The sequence below is a fragment of the Companilactobacillus suantsaicola genome (assembly GCF_004745525.1).
Taxonomy (GTDB): domain Bacteria; phylum Bacillota; class Bacilli; order Lactobacillales; family Lactobacillaceae; genus Companilactobacillus; species Companilactobacillus suantsaicola.
This window is the reverse complement of the sequence record NZ_RKLY01000016.1, coordinates 41,509-60,887: the sequence shown is the minus strand read 5'-3', so window position 1 is coordinate 60,887 and position 19,379 is coordinate 41,509. Positions and strand designations below refer to the sequence as shown.

Annotated in this window: 15 protein-coding genes; 7 read left to right on the top strand and 8 right to left on the bottom strand. The window is 37.5% G+C overall.

From position 1 onward, the window contains the following. Positions 1-154: 154 nt before the first annotated feature. The 3 genes from EGT49_RS07365 to EGT49_RS07355 form a co-directional block, all read right to left on the bottom strand. Positions 155-1,105, bottom strand: coding sequence for a LacI family DNA-binding transcriptional regulator (locus EGT49_RS07365; protein WP_135372998.1), 951 nt, complete (start codon positions 1,103-1,105; stop codon positions 155-157). A 225-nt stretch (positions 1,106-1,330) separates the two neighbouring features. Continuing rightward, positions 1,331-2,041, bottom strand: a complete 711-nt coding sequence (gene ubiE, locus EGT49_RS07360) for a bifunctional demethylmenaquinone methyltransferase/2-methoxy-6-polyprenyl-1,4-benzoquinol methylase UbiE (protein ID WP_135372996.1) — start codon at positions 2,039-2,041, stop codon at positions 1,331-1,333. A 9-nt stretch (positions 2,042-2,050) separates the two neighbouring features. Continuing rightward, a complete protein-coding gene (locus tag EGT49_RS07355) occupies positions 2,051-2,659 on the bottom strand; it encodes a histidine phosphatase family protein (protein ID WP_135372994.1) in 609 nt (202 codons plus the stop codon). Between the two features lie 208 nt (positions 2,660-2,867). Between EGT49_RS07355 and EGT49_RS07350 the strand changes: the two genes are divergently transcribed. After that, entirely contained in the window at positions 2,868-4,196 is a 1,329-nt protein-coding gene (locus EGT49_RS07350) for a uracil-xanthine permease family protein (protein ID WP_135372992.1), read from the top strand. A 511-nt stretch (positions 4,197-4,707) separates the two neighbouring features. Here EGT49_RS07350 and EGT49_RS07340 read toward each other — a convergent pair. Continuing rightward, complete coding sequence (locus EGT49_RS07340) at positions 4,708-6,618, bottom strand: fructose-bisphosphatase class III (protein WP_246013816.1); 1,911 nt, start codon at positions 6,616-6,618, stop codon at positions 4,708-4,710. Between the two features lie 136 nt (positions 6,619-6,754). Here EGT49_RS07340 and EGT49_RS07335 point away from each other — a divergent pair, with 136 nt between their 5' ends. Continuing rightward, positions 6,755-7,639 (top strand): aldo/keto reductase, encoded by an 885-nt coding sequence (locus EGT49_RS07335; RefSeq protein ID WP_135372988.1) that lies wholly within the window; start codon positions 6,755-6,757, stop codon positions 7,637-7,639. A gap of 33 nt (positions 7,640-7,672) precedes the next feature. On the opposite strand, the gene EGT49_RS07330 is transcribed toward EGT49_RS07335, so the two are convergent. The 3 genes from EGT49_RS07330 to EGT49_RS07320 form a co-directional block, all read right to left on the bottom strand. Then, a complete protein-coding gene (locus tag EGT49_RS07330) occupies positions 7,673-8,464 on the bottom strand; it encodes an FAD:protein FMN transferase (RefSeq protein ID WP_135372987.1) in 792 nt (263 codons plus the stop codon). A 132-nt stretch (positions 8,465-8,596) separates the two neighbouring features. After that, positions 8,597-9,376, bottom strand: a complete 780-nt coding sequence (locus EGT49_RS07325; protein ID WP_135372985.1) for an FAD:protein FMN transferase — start codon at positions 9,374-9,376, stop codon at positions 8,597-8,599. Positions 9,377-9,476: 100 nt separating this feature from the next. Next, positions 9,477-10,763 carry a nucleobase:cation symporter-2 family protein gene (locus EGT49_RS07320; RefSeq protein ID WP_135372983.1) on the bottom strand — a complete coding sequence of 429 codons (1,287 nt, stop codon included), beginning with the start codon at positions 10,761-10,763 and terminating at the stop codon, positions 9,477-9,479. Positions 10,764-10,891: 128 nt separating this feature from the next. Here EGT49_RS07320 and EGT49_RS07315 point away from each other — a divergent pair, with 128 nt between their 5' ends. The 5 genes from EGT49_RS07315 (at position 10,892) to EGT49_RS07295 (ending at position 18,567) form a co-directional block, all read left to right on the top strand. Next, positions 10,892-12,328 (top strand): C69 family dipeptidase, encoded by a 1,437-nt coding sequence (locus tag EGT49_RS07315; RefSeq protein WP_135372981.1) that lies wholly within the window; start codon positions 10,892-10,894, stop codon positions 12,326-12,328. Between the two features lie 54 nt (positions 12,329-12,382). After that, a complete protein-coding gene (gene greA, locus EGT49_RS07310) occupies positions 12,383-12,856 on the top strand; it encodes a transcription elongation factor GreA (protein WP_135372979.1) in 474 nt (157 codons plus the stop codon). A gap of 192 nt (positions 12,857-13,048) precedes the next feature. Continuing rightward, positions 13,049-13,966: a DMT family transporter gene (locus EGT49_RS07305; protein ID WP_135372977.1), complete on the top strand. Its 918-nt coding sequence runs from the start codon at positions 13,049-13,051 to the stop codon at positions 13,964-13,966. A 754-nt stretch (positions 13,967-14,720) separates the two neighbouring features. After that, a complete protein-coding gene (locus tag EGT49_RS07300) occupies positions 14,721-15,725 on the top strand; it encodes a D-2-hydroxyacid dehydrogenase (RefSeq protein ID WP_135372975.1) in 1,005 nt (334 codons plus the stop codon). 334 nt (positions 15,726-16,059) lie between these two features. Then, the gene (locus EGT49_RS07295) at positions 16,060-18,567 is read left to right on the top strand and encodes a hypothetical protein (protein WP_135372973.1); all 2,508 of its coding nucleotides are present in this window, start codon (positions 16,060-16,062) and stop codon (positions 18,565-18,567) included. On the opposite strand, the gene EGT49_RS07290 is transcribed toward EGT49_RS07295, so the two are convergent. Continuing rightward, complete coding sequence (locus tag EGT49_RS07290) at positions 18,564-18,905, bottom strand: hypothetical protein (protein WP_135372971.1); 342 nt, start codon at positions 18,903-18,905, stop codon at positions 18,564-18,566. The two genes, EGT49_RS07295 and EGT49_RS07290, sit on opposite strands and share 4 nt — an antisense overlap. Positions 18,906-19,379: the final 474 nt, after the last annotated feature.

Sequence of the window (19,379 nt, the reverse complement as noted above, 5' to 3'; positions counted from 1 at the left end):
AAACGGCCTCACCAACGAAGAATTTTGGGGTGAGGTCGCTTAAAAAGTTATATTATTTGAGCCAAGAAAATGTCAACTTGACAAGGACGAGTGCATTCCAGCTCATCACAGGGATTGTGTGGAAGACGGCATCTTACACTAACCAACCTTTATATCAAGAATTTAAAAGTCCCCGAGTAATAAATTCGGAAGGAATCATCTTTTTGACGACTTTCTTTTCAAACAAGGCCCAAAAGGCATACTCACCGATTTCAGATAATTTGTGATCGATAGTTGAAAAATCCATCAAAAAACTATAATCCATGTTTTCTTGACCGATTACGGGAATATCAATTTGTGACTTTTTCAATTGATAAATAATTCCGGCTGCCACTTGATCACCATTGGCAAAAATTGCATCCAGTTGTGGATTATTTTTGGTCAATAACTTGGCCGCTTTGATTCCATCTTCAAAAAACTGCATATCCCTAACCAATAATGATTCTGGGATTTCTTGTTGAAAAACGTCGTGATATGAATCAACTGTCAATTTAGCACTACGACTAGTTTGTTCGTTACGGCTAATCGTAACGCCGATATGTTGGAAATTTAATTTCTTTAAATACTTAAAACCATTAATATAGGAAATTTTGCGGTTGGTGTAGGCACAAGAAATTGGGTATTCTAAAGTATCTTCACAACAAGTTATCGGTCCATAGACTTGATATTCTTGAATTTTTTTGAATGAAATAGCTCGTGAAGTGAAGATCAAGCCATCGAAAGCTTGGTGTTTTAACATCTCTAAACAACGAATCTCGCTGTCCACATCATAGTGTGATGGCAATAAAGTTACTTGGTAATCTTCTTTAAAGGCAGCTTGAGTGATGGCTGAGACTAATTTTTGAAAATAGGGATGATTACTGTAAGGCATAACGACACCGACACGGTAAGTTTTCCCGGTGCTAAGGGCTCGAGCGATGTCATTGGGATGATAATTCAATTCCTTCATAGCCGCCAATATTTCTTGTTTAGTTTGCTTGGCTACATAGCTTTTATGATTGATGACTCTGGAAACGGTGGAAACTGAATGACCGGATAATTTAGCCACATCACGAATATTTGACATTTGCCCACTCCTTTTGATTGTTAGCTTGCTACAAACACAAATTTTGTCAAAATTTCAAAAAAATTAGAAATTCACACTTTCTTCACATTTTCAATATAATTGGTTCACACTTATTGGTTATAGTATTAGTTGTAGATGAGAGATAGATATCTCATCTCATCCCCCCTATAACATATATATTTAATCCCCTAAAAATAAAAGAACACCTTCCCCGGGTGTTCTTTTTTATTGCCCTTTTTCAGCTGAATGGATCGCACTAGCTTTCATCATCAAAGTGTCGACAGAAATGTTGATGAATCCAACGTCCTGCATCATTTGACAGAGCTGTTTGATACTGACAAATTTGTTGACGGAATCGTCTAAATATTGGTAATCAGCATGATTTTTGGCAAAGACTTTCCCCATCAATGGCACCAGTTTGTCAAAGTAGAAATGCCAACCGACTTTAATAAATGGCGTCTCAACCTTAAAAGCTTCTAAACAAATTATTTGACCACCTGGTTTTAACACTCGATAAATTTCACGCAATACTTGGTTAGCATCAGGAACATTGCGTAGTCCAAAGCCAATCGTTACCACGTCAAAACTATTATCCGCAAAATTTAATTGCATGGCGTCACCCGTCTGCAAATTGATGTTAGTCAGCTTTGATTGGGCGACTTTTTGTTGCGCCAATTTTAACATTTGGGAACTGAAATCTAATCCGACTACTCGACTGTGTAAAAAGCGCTCTGCTAACATGATTGTCCAGTCAGCTGTTCCACAGCATAGATCTAAGATGTCATCAGGGTGATTGATAATTTTAGAAGTAGCCTGTTTTCTCCATTGGTGATGGGTTCCTAAACTCATAATGGAATTCAATTTATCATAACTTCCGGCGATGTTGTCGAAGGTTTTTTGAACGTCTTTTTCGGGTACTTTATTAGTGAGACTCATAGTCCACCTCTAGTCGATATTTTCGATGCGTGCGTAATACTTCACGTATTTATTGCCAGTTTTGGAGATCAAATATTTTGAAACGCCACCATTTTTTGGCTGGATAATATTTGAAATATTCGTAGCTCCGGTGGTCACTTTCATGAAGGCTCGACTGACGAATCCGTGACACACTACTAGAATCTTCTCGTCACCTTTTTGTCCCATCTCGTCCATGAAGTTCTCGATTCGTTGGTAAACGTGGCTGTACTCTTCAGCATTTTTAGCGTACTTAGTGTACGTTGGCAACAAAAAGCCGTTTTCGTCAAAGGCATCGGGATACTTGACGATCAATTCTTCTTCTTTGATCCCATCCCAAGATCCATAATCGGCTTCGAAAAGTCGATCGTCTTGTTTAATTTCATGTACGCCGTTATTCAAAATTTCCGCTGTTTGGATTGCTCGTTTCATGGGACTGGAATAAACTTCGTCGAATTGATTGATATTAATATTCTTTGCTAAAGTTTCAATTTGCTTGATTCCTTTGGCATTCAAAGGCATATTGGTGGACATTCCGTTGATTCTGACTTCAGAATTTGTGTCAGTTTCACCGTGTCTAACTATGTATAATTCAACCATATTTTCTCCTCTTTGTTAGCGCTTATAATCTCCTTTTAGTATTTCATTATTGACTTTGCAATGCAACTCAATTATAGTTAATACAATTAAATAATCCTTTAAATATTGGTCCCGTGAGGCTAATAAGGAAACACGTTCGTCTTTTATTTCGCATACACGGGATAGAGGGCTATTTTTTTGCAAAAAAATAATTTGGGGAGATGTTTTTTTGAGTAAAAATAACGAACAGTACCGCAATCCTGATGCGGTTTTAGATGTTTACGAAAAGCCACCATTAAGTAGTTGGGCGCTTTTATCATTACAGCACTTATTCTCAATGTTCGGGGCAACGGTCTTAGTTCCATTACTAGTTGGACTTGATCCTAGTATCGCCTTGTTCAGTTCCGGCGTCGGAACTATCATTCATATTTTGATCACTCATCGTAAGATTCCAGCTTACATGAGTTCCTCATTCTCATTCATTGTACCGATGGTTTCATTAATGAAGACGGTCGGTTATCCTGGGGTTGCTCAAGGTACAATTGCCGTTGGTTTAGTTTACTTGATTGTTTCCTTGATTGTTGGTTTTGCCGGTTCCGACTGGATCGACAAAGCATTACCACCTATCGTTGTTGGTCCAATCATCATTGTTATCGGTATGTCAGTTGCCGGAAGTGCTGCAAATAATGCGATGATGAATGGTTCACATTACGATCTTAAATACTTCGGTGTCGCCATGTTCACACTTTTCTTAACAGTTATTTTAAATATGGTCTTACGTGGTTTCTGGAGTAATATTGCTATCTTACTAGGTATCGTCGGTGGATACTTATTGTCATTAGCTTTAGGAATCGTTGATTTTTCAAAAGTTATTTCAACACCTTGGTTCAAGTTACCAGCCTTTGATTTAATGTTCATCAACTACATGCCTAAACAAATTTACTGGGGTGCCATTTTAAGTTTTGCACCTATTGCCTTCGTTACGATGGCTGAGCATTTGGGTCACATTATGGTGCTAGATGAGTTGACCAATCGTGATTTCTTCAAAGATCCTGGTCTTCACAAAACTCTAGCTGGTGATGGTACAGCTTCAATCGTGGCTGCCTTTCTAGGTGGTCCCCCAATTACATCTTACGGTGAAAATATTGGCGTGATGGCTGTTAACAAAATTTTCAGTGTCTACGTTGTTATTGGTGCCGCGGTCTTTGCTGCATTGTTTGGATTCGTTGGTAAACTTAGCGCCTTGATTCAAACCGTGCCTGGTCCTGTTATCGGTGGTATCAGTTTCGTCTTGTTCGGTGTTATCTCTTCAAGTGGTTTAAGAATTTTGGTCGAAAATAAAGTCGACTTCAATGAAAAACGTAATTTGATGATTGCTTCTGTTATCTTGGTTATCGGTATTGGTAATGCTTATCTACAAATCGGTAATTTCCAATTTACTGGTGTCGGTGTGGCTACTGTCGTTGGTATTTTGCTAAACTTGATTTTGCCTAAGCATGCTTTGTCTGAAAACTGGGACGAAGATAAGGAAGATTGGAAGAGTCGTCAGAATAAATAACAAACTAAGAACTTACTTCATTAATATAAAGAGGTAGGTTCTTTTTTGTTTGGAGGTGAAGTATGCCGTCCTCCGCACAATCCCTGTGATGAGCTGGAACGCTGCCGGCACTATTTTGAGTTTTTGCAAAGTACGCAAAATCTCAAAACTAGGCCTTTTCCTAATCGCTAAAGCGATAAGGAAAATTTGGTGGCTGAGTCATCACAGGGATTGTGCTCCGGACTGAATTTTCGTTCTTTGTTTTATTTTCCATTCATTTGGGGATACTAATTCTATTCAAAAATAAAGTTTGGTATTTTAATTCGTTATTGTGTTACCTCCCTTATTTAAAAATCAAAAAAAGAGGGTCTTATCAGAGACGGCAATTTACTGCTGTTCTAGTAAGATTCTCTTTTTTTATCTCAGTTCAAATTAATATATTTAACCGTTATAACGCATTCAGATTGTGCATTAGTTTTGTCTAAATAACGGCAAAGAATCGGATTCATGTTGTATAAGACGACATTAATATCTACTCGTCTACATCATCTTCACTATTATCATGTAATTCAGCCACTAAATCATCAATGTGTTGTTGAATCTTCTTTCCAAAGTCTGTATCGTAAACCATCTTTCGTTCGTCAAATCTTTCAATTGTCTTTCTTGATGCGGCTACATCCTCCATTGAATTGATGGCGTGATTCATTGAAACGAAGGGATTTAATTTTATTAGTTGCATATCAAATGAATCATATAGTAATGTATAGCCACCTTCGTTTTCTGTTTTTGGTCGGCCAGCATTTATCATGATTAAGTTACCTTTAGCTTTCAAGGGGCTCTCATCTGTTGGTGGTGTGTGACCAATTACTATATGACCACTTTCGGGGATATCAAATTCTGCCTTTATTTTCTTAATGAAGGCTTCATCATCACAAAATTGATAAAACGGATTGGATTTTTCTGCTGTTAGATTCGTGTCTTGTAGGAAATAACTCTCAAAAGTAGCCATCTTATCTTTTCCAAACAATGGCGAATCTTGGCCGCACCACAGATACCAAATAATGTCAGAATTAAAGCAATCACCAGTTGTAGGATGGTGCATTGCGTCTAACAATACTTCATTAAAGTAATCGAACAAGGCTTTTCCAGCATATGTGTGCCCATCAATTTCCCACTCAGTAAAATTGCCTTTTTCATCGACTGGAACGCAGCCGTGGAATAATAAATTACCATTGTGCTTGAGATACATCGAACCGTGATCAGCCATAAACCACATGTGCTCATTGAGTTTGCTTGAATGGGTGAATTGATTTATCAAGTCAATCAAAACTACTTGCTCAGGATGGGCGATTTGATAAGGGTCAGCCGGATTGATCAATTGAAAACAGCCATTGTTGATTTCATATTCTTGACCATTTAACTCGATCAAATTCTTGCCTTGGCTCAGTTTGTCAAGTAAGAGTCGATCTTCCATGTGAAATTCTGGACGGCGTTTGATGGCTTGGCCTTCCAATTTAAATTGCATGATAGCCGCTGCTTGTTGAACACAGTTATCGGTAATTCTTTCTTCTTCCGGAATCTTAGGAGCAATCTCTAAATTCTCCTCAAAATTTGGTAGCGGACGATAAAAATGACGAGCAAAGGTTATCAAAGATGTTAAATCAATATCATAAGCATCCCTTAGTAAGCCTAAATTATGGTAGCGGGCACAGAGCCGAATCAAATTAGCCATGCACAATTTAGAACCTGCCATTGTTCCCATCCAGAGAATATCGTGATTGCCCCATTGAATATCAAAGTTTTGCCAGTGATCGACTAAATAATTTAAAACCAAATTAGGATGAGCACCACGATCATAAATGTCTCCAACGATATGGATTCGTTCGATCGACAAACGTTGAATGGCGTGACAAGTTGCTACAATAAAATCATCTGCCATTCCCAATTTAACAATACTTTTTAACATTCCTTGTGAATAGTCGTTTTTAGTTTTGTATTTCCCATCGATCAATAACATATTCTCAATGGTCGTCCAATAATTCGGTTCAATCGACTTTTTAACGAGATTCTTGGGATACTTGTTAGTCGCATATCGCAGTATTTCAATTAGGTGATTGAAAGCATCCATATACCACTGATCTAATTCTTGCCGATTAGTGATTTTGAACTTCATGCCACGGATAACTTGCGAAGGATAATAAATCAGACACGACAGCTTCTTTTGATTTAACGTTGTCAAACGGCCTTCAAACAGGTCTTCAACCTTACGGCTAATGTTACCGGCACCACTGCGCATAATGTGTGAGAAGCGGCCAAAATCACCATGAACGTCACTAATGAATGTCTCAGTTCCTTTTGGTAATTCTAATTCCGCTGACAAATTGATAATTTCCGTTTGTAATTCACTCTTACTCAAAAATTTTTCCTTAAACTTATCTTCCAAGACTCTTCCCCCAAAAATTATGGTCTCACTTATATGATAGCGCATTCAATTTGAACTATACCAAACGAAAAGTAATATTCCAAGTATCAAAATTATATTTGAGTTAAAATTAAAGTTATAGGAGGTCAGAATTATTATGAATTTAAAATTGGATTCTACTGTAACTTTGAATAACGGCGTGAAAATGCCTCAACTAGGAATGGGTGTTTGGAAGGTCAACAACTCTGGTGCTTCCCAAGCTGTTCAATGGGCATTGAAACACGGCTATAAAGCTATCGATACTGCAAAACAATATGGTAATGAAACTGGTGTTGGTGAAGGATTACAAAAAGGTTTCGCAGAAAATGGTCTCAAACGTGAAGATATCTTTTTAACAACAAAGATTTTCAATGGTGACCAAGGCTATCAATCAACACTCGACAACTTCGAAGGTCAATTGAAGAGATTACAAACAGACTATGTAGATTTACTCTTGATTCACTGGCCAGTTAATGGAACATATCTTGATACATGGCGTGCACTAGAAAAGATTTATCAAGAAGGTAAAGCCCGTGCTATCGGTGTTTCAAACTTCGATATTACTAGATTGAAAGATATTTTAAAGAATTGTTCAGTTAAACCAGCTGTTAACCAAATGGAATATCATCCACTTTGCCAAGAAGGCGACATCAAGAACTTCTGTGATGAAAACAATATTCACCTTGAAGCTTGGTCTCCACTTGGTGGTGGTACTGTTTTAGGTGATACTAGATTGAAGAAGATCGCTGATAAATACAATAAGTCAGTTGCCCAAGTTATCTTACGTTGGGACCTTCAAAACGGTGTTATCACAATTCCTAAGTCAGTTCACGAAGAAAGAATCATTCAAAACGCTGATGTTTATGACTTTGAATTGAGCGACGCAGACATGAAAGAAATCGACGGTTTCGACCAAGATAAGAGAAGTCTTTGGTATGGCGGTTTCTATTGGAGCGGTAACCCAGATGGTTATAAAGATGAAGTTGAACAATGGGACGACTAGCATAAAAAAAAGAGCTCAATTGAAGCTCTTTTTTTATGCCTTCACTTGCTTATTATCAATGATACTTCCGAAGTTGAAATTCAATAATTGATCATTTTTTTCGGCCACAATTCCCGTTAAATTGTAGTGTTCGATAAAGGTTTTAAACATTTCAATATCAGAAGACGTTGCTACCAACGACCAAACGGCCGCTTCAACTAAGCTACTTCTAATTACCGTCGCCTGTTTGATATCACTTTGTGTTCTTTTCAAGGCATTGCCGACAAAGTTGCTAGCTTCAGATGTCGAAATGGCACCGTTTTTTAAATAATAAATTGCTATCGAGTCATCATCCGAATCAATTGCGATAGTCCAATTGAAGTCGACATCTTGTTTAGTCGCAAACTTCTTAGAGTCACTACCTTCCAAGTAAACTCCAACTACTTCGGGATTTTTCAACAGCGGCTTTAATTCTTGATTGAAGGCTTGTTCAATTGCCCAATTGATCACGATAACTCTTGGATCGAACTTTCCAGCAAAGTATGGACTATAAATACCATTTGTCATTTGTTCTGATAACATAGCGGCGTTATAAACTGCTTTGAAGTCTGCTGAATTGGCTAATGGCTTGGGATTTCCTCTTTGAAATTGAGATACTAGTGAGTCATAACGAAAGGCCGAAAACTCACGGTCAATTTTTGCTAAATGAGCATTGATTCTCTCAGTTATGACTTTGAGTAGTTCCATAACGGTGAAACTGTTAGTGATTGTTGCTAGTTTAATTAAAAAATTTGTATTCATTTGATTGATTTTATTAGTGTTAATAAAGTATTTTTGATTTTTCATAAGTAATTCCTCTGTTTCTTTTACTTTACAAAACAAAGTATAGAGAAAAGTTTTGAATTATTTATGATGAAAAAACGAATAAAGATGGATTGTCATCAATTAAATTTTTAAATGTTGTAACGGCGTTTTGCTCTATTTTTTTACTGCTATTTTATTTGAGATACCATCTCGAAAATTGATCAAGCCTTCATTTTTATCAACTAACATCCCTGTTAAATGGTATTTTGTTACAAACTCCGGAAACTTATTTGTTCCGGCGGAAATACCAGCATTCGACCAAATATTAGCATCCAATGCATTGTTATTAACGATTGTCACTTGTTCAACGTTACTCTTCTCGCTTCTTAAACTCCGCATACTTTTAGAAGTTGAAACTGAGCCATTTTGTAAGAAGTACGTTGCCAATAAATTGTCTTCATTATTCGGATTTTTAATTTCAACTCGCCAGCGAAAATCAATATCAGGTCGACTTGCCAAGCGAACATCTTCACCGCAACGTAACGATACGCCGTCGATACCATTGACCTTTAATAGTCCTAGCAAATACTTATTGAATAAATTATCGATCATCCAACCGTCCAGTAGACCAACTGGATCATACTTGCCGTTGTAATAGGAACTAAAGTAGTGCTGAGTCATCTGTTCTGCAGTAATTGTTTGTTCATAGACTTCTCGAAAAGCTTTTGAAACCATTAACGGACTTTCTTCTCCGTCTTGAAACCTTGCCAAGAGTGAATCCTTATCTTCTAGTGAAAACATCTCGGCATACTCACTAATTTTCTTGGTCATAGCCTCTACTGCTTGATCAACCGCATTCTGTTCAATTACAGAATCTTTGGGAGTAGCTAATTTCATTTCAAATGGTTCATCAAATTTATTCAAAGTTACGTTTAAATATTTATATTCAGTCATCTTATCACTCCTTGCATAAAAAAATACGTATGCTTATCTAATCATCGACAAGTATACGTACTAAATGTGACAAAAATATGACTAAAGTTTGTGAAAAAAATTAATCCTTATTTGAGTTCAATAAAATATTCAAGATAATCGCTGAGAAACTTCCAACTACTAAACCATTGTTTAAAATAGTTTGGAGTGTAGATGGCAAGAAGTGTAACAAAGTCGGCTGAACTGTAACACCAAGACCCAAACTGATTGAGACAGCCATGATCATAATGTTATTGTTGTTCATTTCAACTTTAGAGAGCATCTTGATTCCTTCGATACCAACAGTACCGAACATGATCAACATTGCTCCCCCTAAAACAGCATTAGGAATCAATTCCGCAACGGCTCCAACCTTTGGTATCAAACCTAGGATAATCAATAAAAAGGCGGAGAAGTAAACGGGCTTATTCTTCTTAATACCTGACAATTGAACAACAGCCACGTTTTGTGAAAACGTTGAATATGGGAAGGTGTTGAAGATACCACCTAAGATAGCAGCTAGTCCTTCAGAAGCATATCCACGTTGTAAATCATTTTCATCTAATTTACGTTCAGTCAATTCTGACAAAGCGTAATAAACCCCGGTTGATTCGATCATACAAGTTAAAGCTGCTAGTAACATAACGATAATCGATGACCATTCAAACTTAGGTGTCGCAAAGTAAAATGGGCGAGGAATTTGGAACCAATGAGCGGATCCTACACTAGCAAATCCAATTTGTCCCATTCCAATTCCTAATAAATATCCAGCTACGATTCCAATTAAAACCGCAATTTGTTGGATAAACCCACGACCCCAAACACTAACAATAATAATGATTAAAGCTGTGGTGAAACCTAAAATCAAGTTGGTAAAACTACCAAAATTTTTGGCAGAGACATCTCCACCACCAATATTTTGGAACGCTACCGGTATCAAAGTAAAACCGATCAAAGTAATCAACGAACCAGTAACGACTGGTGGGAAAAATCTCTTTAATTTGGCAAATACTTTCGAAATTAACATGATAAAAATTCCAGCTACGATAATTGCACCATACATATAGGCAACTCCGAAGTGATGCCCAATATTTTGTAGCGGCGTTACATACTCGACCGCTGAACCTAAAACTACCGGTAATCCAATCCCGGTAAGTGGTGTGCGCTTGATCTGAAGTAGTGTGGCAACCCCACACATAAAAATATCGACTGAGATCAAGTAAGTCATTTCCTTAGCGTTGAAGCCCAGAGATGTACCAATCAAGATTGGTATCAAAATATCCCCTGAGTACATGGCTAGTAAATGTTGAAAGCCTAAAAGCAAGTTCTTTAAAAAAGAATCTTCCTTTTCATTCATATTAAGATCCATTTTTGCCCCTCCTATATTTAGAAAATTATAGCATGTTTTCAGAAAGTTATTAATGGTGAAGTTTGGATTAATTACTAGTCCATCTATGATAAAATGAAGGCAATACAAAATAGGAGGAATTCTAAGAGATGAAGAAAAATCATTTGGATGACGCTTGTACTACTATTTTAGTTGGTAAAAACGCCAGTATAGATGGATCAACAATGATTGCCAGAAACGACGATACCTTTTTTGCGGTTGCTCCACACAGTTTCGTATTAAACCCTGCTGTTAAAGGTGAAAAAGGCCGTACAGTTAAATCATGGTTGAACGGTTTTGAATCAGAAGTACCTGAAAATGGCTACAAATGGCCCGCAGTTCCTAACGTTGACTACAAGAAATTCGGTTATTATGACGAAAGTGGTATCAACGGAGCTAACGTTGCTATGTCAGCTACTGAGAGTACTTACGGTAACGAACGTGCCTTGGCTTTTGACCCACTTGAAAAAGATGGTATGGACGAAGACGTTATTGTTCGTATGGTTCTTCCTTACGTTGATTCAGCCAGAGGAGCTGTAGAACGTACTGGTGAACTTATTAAGAAGTTTGGTTCACCTGCTGGTAACTCTGTTTTATTCAGTGATAAGGATGACGTTTGGTACATGGAAATCGTTACTGGACACCACTGGGTAGCTCAAAGAATCCCTGATGACAGTTATGCCGTATGTGCTAACCGTGTATCGATCCAACAAGTTGACTTTAACAAGCCTGATGAATTCATGTGGTCCGAGGGAATCCAAGAATTCGTTGAAGAAAATCATTTGAACACTGACAAGACTGGCTGGAACTTCAGACATATCTTCGGTACTGATAATCTAAAAGATCGTCATTACAACACACCACGTGTTTGGTTCGGTCAAAAATACTTCAACCCTGAAATTAAACAAGATCCAGAAGATGGTGAATTACCATTCATCATGAAGACTGATCACAAGATTTCTGTTGATGACATCGAATACGTTTTAGGTTCACATTACAACGAAACACCATTCGATCCATTCAGCCCATACGCTGACGATGATGACAAACACCGTTACCGTCCAATTGGCTTGAACAGAACTCAAAACTCACACGTGCTTCAAATTAGAAACGACGTTCCTGAAGAATACGCTGCTATCATGTGGCTATGTATCGGTTACCCAACATTTACACCATACATTCCATTCTACACAAACATGAATGAAACTGATCCTTCATATAACGACGCTTCACTCAAGTTCAACTTCAAAGATGCTTACTGGATGTACAAAGCATTGTCTGTTTTAGTTGAATCAAACTACACAGAATTCATCCAAGATGATATCGACTTCTTAACTGACGCTCGTCAAACATTCCGTGCTTACGTTGCTGAAACTGACAAGTTGGCTAAGAACTACTCTGGCGATGAATTGACAGAATTCTTAACAAATAGAAACCAAAAGATCGTTAAAGAAATGCAAGACAAGACTCATGAATTCTTTGGTGAACTTTATACTAAAGGAATCAATCTTTCAAAACTTACATTTAATATGGATGCAAATCTATAGAAAAAAATACGGTGTCCTAAACGGGACGCCTATTTTTTTTGAAAGGAGTTTACTATGGAACCTTATTTTAATAAAATGACTCCCGCTGGATATAAAGAAATTGAAGCAGAAATCAAACATTTAAAAGATATTCGTCCTGAAAAAATTAGAATTCTCGCCGCCGCAGCTGCCTTAGGTGACCGTTCAGAGAATACTGAATACTCAACTGCTAAACGTGATTTAGGACATCTGAATGGCCGTTTGCACTATTTAGAGAAACAATTACAGTACGCGGACGTTGTTGAACCTTCCGATAGCGACAAATTAGATATCGGGAAGTTCGTCACGATTGAATTCTTAGACGATCACAGTCGCGTGACTTATCAATTAGTTGGTAAGCAGGAAGCTAATTTGACCAAAAATAAGATTTCCTTTGACTCTCCAATCGGCAAAGCTGTGGATGGTAAAGAAATCAATGATGTCGTTTCAGTCAGCGCTCCAGCAGGTTCATATCAAGTCAAAATTGTTAAAATTAGTCTTGAGAAATGAACTAATTGTAGTGAAAACTAATTCATAATTAATTAAATATGGTATATCCCAATCAGAAGAAACGCCCGACTAGCATAAGATTCTTAGCATACCGATTCTAGTTAACTTCATGATATAAAAAAAACAATAGGCAAAATCAAAATTCCACGGTTATAATAGTGCTATTAGTTTTTTTCAGGAGGAAATGTTTTAATGGACGAAAGTAAAAAATTAGCCAAGAGAACACTCGACAAAGGTTTTTGGCTAGCATTTTGTGCTTCCGCTCTCTGGGGAGTTTCAGGTACCGTTTTACAAGTCGTCGCTAAGGATCTAGATATTCCAGCAATGTGGTTTATCGCTACGAGAACTACGGTTGCTGGAATTTTGCTGTTAGCGGTTGGCTTGGTTGTTTTACCTAAAAAAGAATTTTTTGCTGTTTTTAAAAATAAAAAAGATCTACTCACTTTGCTAAGCTTTTCAGTTTTTGGTTTGCTGGCAAATATGTTTACCTTCTTTCACGCTATCAAGACTGGTAATTCATCAACAGCAACGATTTTACAATATCTCTCACCTCTCTTTATCATGATTGGTGCGATCATCTTCACAAAGAAAAAGACTTCACGTGTCGATGTCATTTCATTTGTTTTAGCTTTAGTCGGAGTTGTTTTAATGATCACTCGAGGAAATTTGAGTCACCTCTCAATTCCTTTAGTTTCAGTCCTTTGGGGAATTGGTAGTGGTATTACAGCCGCACTTTACATCACCATCCCACAAAAGTTGATTGCAAAGTATCACGGAATCTTAATTACCGGATGGGGTATGTTGATTGCCGGTGTGATTTCAAATATCTTCAGTCCAATCTGGGTCAATCCACCTAAGATGACAACAACTAGTATTTTGGGAATTGGTACGGTTATTTTGATTGGTACTGTGTTGGCTTTCCTATTGATGGTTATCAGTACTAAGTACACAACTGCTGCGATCGTCAGTATCACTGATGCCGTGCAACCTTTCACCACTTTAGTTTTAAGTGTAATTTTCTTGCATTATGCAGTAAACTTGGCCGAAGTTATCGGTGCGATAATCGTTATTTTAGCGATTTATGTTTTGAATCGTTATGATACTGAATAGCGGTGTTAGATGCCGTCTTCCGCAACAGCTCTGGGAAACGCTGGAACGCTGTGGGCACAACTTGAAGCCAATTTTTAAGTTCGAAAATTGTCTCCAAGATTGGCCTTTTTGTAAATGCTAAAGCATTAACAAAAATTTCACGGCTGAGCATTTCCCAGAGCTGTTACTCCAGACTAGATTTCAGTTATAAGCAGTTTCCCAGGAAAATTTAGATAGGACTCAGCATCTATTTGGGGTAATTCTTGAACTGCTTTACGGTTTGGGTGCGTTATAACGCTTAAATAATAGTTTGATTAATAAAGAAAAAATAGAGGATATTACTAATACCGCAGGATTCTGCAATATAGTAATATCCTCTTTCTTTATCTGTTAATTCCTACTTGACGCACGAGACACTACAATCCTATTAAAATACCAAATTCTAACTCAGAATAGAATTAGTATTCCTAAATGAACGGAACGCAAATACAAAATAGATCCGTTATTCAGCCCGGAATAGCAAAGCCGATTTGGCTCAGCCGCCAAATTTTTGTTGGTGCTTTAGCACCTACAAAAAGGCCAATCTTGGAGATTGCGCGCACTTTGCGTAAGCTTCAAGTTGTGCCGGCAGCGTTCCAGCCAAAATCGGCTTTGCTATGGAGGGCGGCATACTTCACCCACACCTCAAAACAAATAAAGACAATCCTCCCCACTTCTTTTTTCAGCTCAATTTTGTTTTAATATAGTTGTTAGTTAATGAAGGAGGATTTTGTTAATGAAAATATTTGCATATGGAATTCGTAAAGACGAAGAACCTTCCCTAAAGAAATGGGAACAGGCTAATCCTAGTGTCGAAGTTGGCTTCACGGAATACACTTTGACAGCTGATTCAGCTCGTTTGGCTGAGGGTTCTGATGGGGTCGTTACTTTACAAACTTCCCCATACACTCGTGAAGCTTTGGAAGTTTTGAAGAGTTTAGGTATCCATTACATTTCAATTCGAAACGTCGGTGTGGACAACTTTGAATTCAAGGATCTAAATGATTTAGGATTCACGCTAACGAATGTGCCAGTATACTCACCTAACGCCATTGCTGAACACACTGTTCTCTTGATGGGTCGCTTGTTGCGCCGTGTTCCTGAGTTCGATGACAAATTTGACCATGGTGATTTCACTTGGGCTCCAACAATTGGTAAAGAATATCGTGAACAAACTGTTGGTGTCATTGGTACTGGTCATATCGGCCGTGTCGTTATCAAAATTTTGCAAGGTTTCGGCTGCAAGGTCGTTGCTTACGATGTCTACCACAATGACGATATTGAACAACAAGGTCTCTACGTTGATTCACTTGAAGAACTTTACAAGCAAGCTGATATTGTAACTTTGCACGTTCCATTGTTTGATTCCAACAAGTATATGATCAATGACAAAGCTATTTCACAAATGAAAGATGGTGTCTACATCATCAACTGCGCTCGTGGTGAACTGATTGATACTGATGCTTTGATCAAAGGTTTGGACAGTGGCAAAGTTGCCGGTGCTGGATTGGATGTCTTGGATGACGAAAATTCTGTCTTTGGTAAAGTTTGGAGCAGTCCTGACAACATTCCTAATGAAAAAATTAGAAATCTTGCTCACAGATTAAACGTGATTATCACTCCACATAGTGCTTTCTATACTGAAACTGCTATCCACAATATGATTACTACTTCATTTGATTCAAACAAAGCTTTAATTGAGGGTTTGAAACCAAATAATATTGTTGATACTACAAAATAATAATAAAACTCAATCGATTGTAATAAATTGATTGAGTTTTTTGTTTATCAATCGTAATCCAGTATATGTTGTATCGTTATAACGAATAATAATTAATTTTATTGTGTGACACATATTAATTATTTATACATCAATAAATATTTTTAAATCAAGGTTTACATATTGTATTATCATAATTAAAAATTAAATAAATTTATATTGTTCAATCATTACTCACTGCTAGCTTTATAGCGGTGGGTATTTTTTTGTTACCTATTATTTTAATAAATGGTTGCTATAATATGTGCGATAAGCTTATATATTCCATCATTTTTGCACATAGGGGGGATGCTAAATGAGAAAATATAGCAATGTTATTTTGACATCCTTTTTAATAGCATTCTTGTTTTCAGGTATGTTCTTTTTATTCAATTCTACTGTGATTCTTGCTGATGACGCTACTGACCAAGCGGCTTTAGATAGCGCTCCTGCTGGGCTCAATATTAAATCCTACTTCGATATTTATGCTCCTCAACCTTATGGAGAAGATAATCCTTTTATTTACAATTCTGCTACTACTGAAAAAAATGATACAGTCTTACGGCTTGCCAAGGGTGTAGGAAAATATGGAGCTGCCTGGTCTAATCAAGCCAATGGTAATTATCTAGATATCACCAAAGAACAAACTATTTCCGCTTGGTTATATTTTGGCGGTGGTTACGGTTCTGACAAGAAAAACGGTGAAGGGATGGCACTTGTTTTGCAAAACGATCCTCGAGGCGACCATGCCTTGGGTGCTGGATATCAAGGACTTGGCGTTATGGGATACGATAAAGCTACTACCAAATACTATTATTCTTCTCTATTAGAAATTAGCCCCACAAACGCTAGTACTGAATACATCGCCAGTACAGCCGTTCAAAATAGTATGGCTTTGGAATTTGATACTCAAAAAGATGATGCGATTTCAGAATCTAATCAAGAACCAATAAAAGTAAAGTCCAAATCTAATATTCTTTTTCCACCAGGGACGAATTTTTACACTCTAAACGGTTTTGATACTTTTGATACCACTGGTAATTTAAAAATTCCCGATAATTATCCTGCTAATTCACGTTTTGGTGCTGGAGGGACGACCGGCCATATTGCGCTGATCTATCCCGGCCTTGCAACGAGTTATGCCCTAACCCCTATCGGTAGTGCTAACACATCTAAAAGCAGTTGGAAAGGTTTTACCATGGCTGATACTTTAATCCATTCTGATCCTCGAAAAGCTCAATTGGTTGATACCACTAATCCCGATGGTTCATCTATGTATTGGCATCACGTCACTTTTGAATGGATTCCCGCAAAAGATGGTCAGTCGGCTGAAATCCATTATGCCTTTAACGATAAATATTTAGATGGAACAACTAATACTGATTCCAGTAATTCTAGTGGATATCCCTTAGTAACTTCAACGATTAAAGTTGATCCTGATATTTTTGGAAATGTAACTGACAATAAACTGTATTGGGGCTTCACTGGTGCTAATGGTGCTGGGGAAAAAGTCACTACTAACGATGGCAAAACTGCTTATGACGTCTATAGCAAGTTAGCTGTCATGGAATCGATTCCCGCCTTGGTAAATGCTGAAGTTGACACCTCAATTACCGACAACACTTTGGGAAAAATTATTACCGATGATTCAACTGATCGAACTGTCGCGCATGGAGATAACCTGACACTTGATTATCACTTGAAATACGACACCGAAACTAGTCGTGTGAATTGGAGTCAAATCATGGCGGATATTCATTTGCCCCAAAATGTTACATATACTCCTGATGCCACTGGTTCTATTGCCACTATCAACTATAAAAATGACAAAACTGGTAACACTGCAACTGAATTAGTTCCTGGCAGCAACTTATCAGGTAATGAGCTCAAGTTTGCTATCAGCCAAGCGCTTGGTACTTTTGACATAGCCGAATACACTAGTGCTAATATCGTCATCAATGGCATAGCTCAAAATACGACTGATAAGAACATTGACGTAACGGCCCAACCGGCTCATTTTTCTGGTGACCATCAAATTTCTTCAACCAGTACACCTAATTTCACTATCACATATCAAAAAAACTGGTCACTTTCGTTCAAGCAACCAGCACCAATCAATATTATTTATAACGACAAAACTGAAAAAGCAATCTTACCGACTACCCTTAATTACGACAAGAATCATAAGTTCGAATCCAACGACCCTATCCGTTATAACGTTACAGTAGACGGCGAAAATTATACTGCTCAAACACAAGCCAATTCAACTACCTCTTCTGCAACCGGTGAAATTCCTTTAAAGGACCTAATTGGTAGCGACTTCTGGAATGTTTTCAAAGAAAAAACCACTCAAAATGTTACCGTTACAGCTACCGATAAAGATGGCAAGAGTGCGACGACAACTTATGTCATTAACGTTTTACAGGGAAGCTATCTAAATTTGGAAGCTTCCCCTACTTTGGACTTCCAAGATGTTAACTATTTTTCAACCGCAAAATTTCTCAAGCGAAAAAGCGCCTATCAAGTTAGCGTGACAAGTATGCGTAATCCTTGGAAATTAAGCGTTTCTACTTCAGAATTAACCAAAGATAACGAAGTTTTTCAAGGAAATTTAGTCTACAAAAAAGCTAACGGCGTCATTTACAATTTGAGCAAGGATGATGTCCCTGTCGCCGAAAACGATACTATTAGTGATGAATTAGTAACGCAAGTAATTTCCGATAAATGGACTAATGATACTGGTTTGCTTCTCAAGCCAGACGGCATCAGTACTCCAGGAAAATACAGTGGAACTTTGACCTGGACAATCAAAAATTCAGTCTAGCTATTCTGGGTTTTTTGAGGTTTCTTAGTCACAACAAACTTCCAGATGACGGCAATCAAGTACAGCGGATCGTGAACCAAACTCAACACAGCCAGTACAATCAACCAATTTTGATTATCACTGTCCATTTTATAAATTGCAAAACCTAGCACTATTTGAAAAATCACTGTGACTGCAATCGTCAGAATCCAAATCGCCAATTTGAAAGGCGTATCTGGCACACTAGATTGATCAAGCGGATTGATCCAGTTATTAATAAACGAAAATAGTGTAATAAAACATTCAATAATAAAAATTGCCCACGCAAGTAGCTGTGGATTTGACATCTTCTTCCCCACAAGAACATCCCCTTTTATTCTAATATTAATATTAGAATTTCAAATAAACTATTAAAATTAGGTTACATTTTAACTAAAATAATCAGTTGACAAAGCCGTAATTGAGGTGTAATTTATTCACCAATCAAATAATTAAAACTTATTTAATCTGATTAGACAAAGACGATGAAGAGAAGAGTAAATTTAGCGAGTACTTTGAAGAGTGACCACTGTTTAGTGAAAAAGTGGAAGAAAAGTTAAATTGAAGATGAACTTGGAGTCTTACTAAGGTGAAAGCCAGAAGTACGCGAAGGATGCGATATTATCCCGGACATGAAGGTGTCGTTGAGGTGTTTTGTGCAAGCAGAACATAAATTAGGGTGGTAACACGGAGATCGTCCCTACAAATGCATGAGATAAGTGCGTTTGTGGGGGTGGTCTTTTTTTAGTGGCTCTTAACGCTTCAGCGCTTAGAGCCACTTATGGGGTCGACTA

Bases quoted from the DNA above. Each gene is read 5' to 3' on its own strand.
- EGT49_RS07295 (WP_135372973.1), top strand. From the start codon at position 16,060: ATGAGAAAATATAGCAATGTTATTTTGACATCCTTTTTAATAGCATTC.
- ubiE (WP_135372996.1), bottom strand. From the start codon at position 2,041: ATGAGTCTCACTAATAAAGTACCCGAAAAAGACGTTCAAAAAACCTTC.
- EGT49_RS07300 (WP_135372975.1), top strand. From the start codon at position 14,721: ATGAAAATATTTGCATATGGAATTCGTAAAGACGAAGAACCTTCCCTA.
- EGT49_RS07330 (WP_135372987.1), bottom strand. From the start codon at position 8,464: ATGAAAAATCAAAAATACTTTATTAACACTAATAAAATCAATCAAATG.
- EGT49_RS07320 (WP_135372983.1), bottom strand. From the start codon at position 10,763: ATGGATCTTAATATGAATGAAAAGGAAGATTCTTTTTTAAAGAACTTG.
- EGT49_RS07335 (WP_135372988.1), top strand. From the start codon at position 6,755: ATGAATTTAAAATTGGATTCTACTGTAACTTTGAATAACGGCGTGAAA.
- EGT49_RS07305 (WP_135372977.1), top strand. From the start codon at position 13,049: ATGGACGAAAGTAAAAAATTAGCCAAGAGAACACTCGACAAAGGTTTT.
- EGT49_RS07355 (WP_135372994.1), bottom strand. From the start codon at position 2,659: ATGGTTGAATTATACATAGTTAGACACGGTGAAACTGACACAAATTCT.
- greA (WP_135372979.1), top strand. From the start codon at position 12,383: ATGGAACCTTATTTTAATAAAATGACTCCCGCTGGATATAAAGAAATT.
- EGT49_RS07365 (WP_135372998.1), bottom strand. From the start codon at position 1,105: ATGTCAAATATTCGTGATGTGGCTAAATTATCCGGTCATTCAGTTTCC.
- EGT49_RS07325 (WP_135372985.1), bottom strand. From the start codon at position 9,376: ATGACTGAATATAAATATTTAAACGTAACTTTGAATAAATTTGATGAA.
- EGT49_RS07315 (WP_135372981.1), top strand. From the start codon at position 10,892: ATGAAGAAAAATCATTTGGATGACGCTTGTACTACTATTTTAGTTGGT.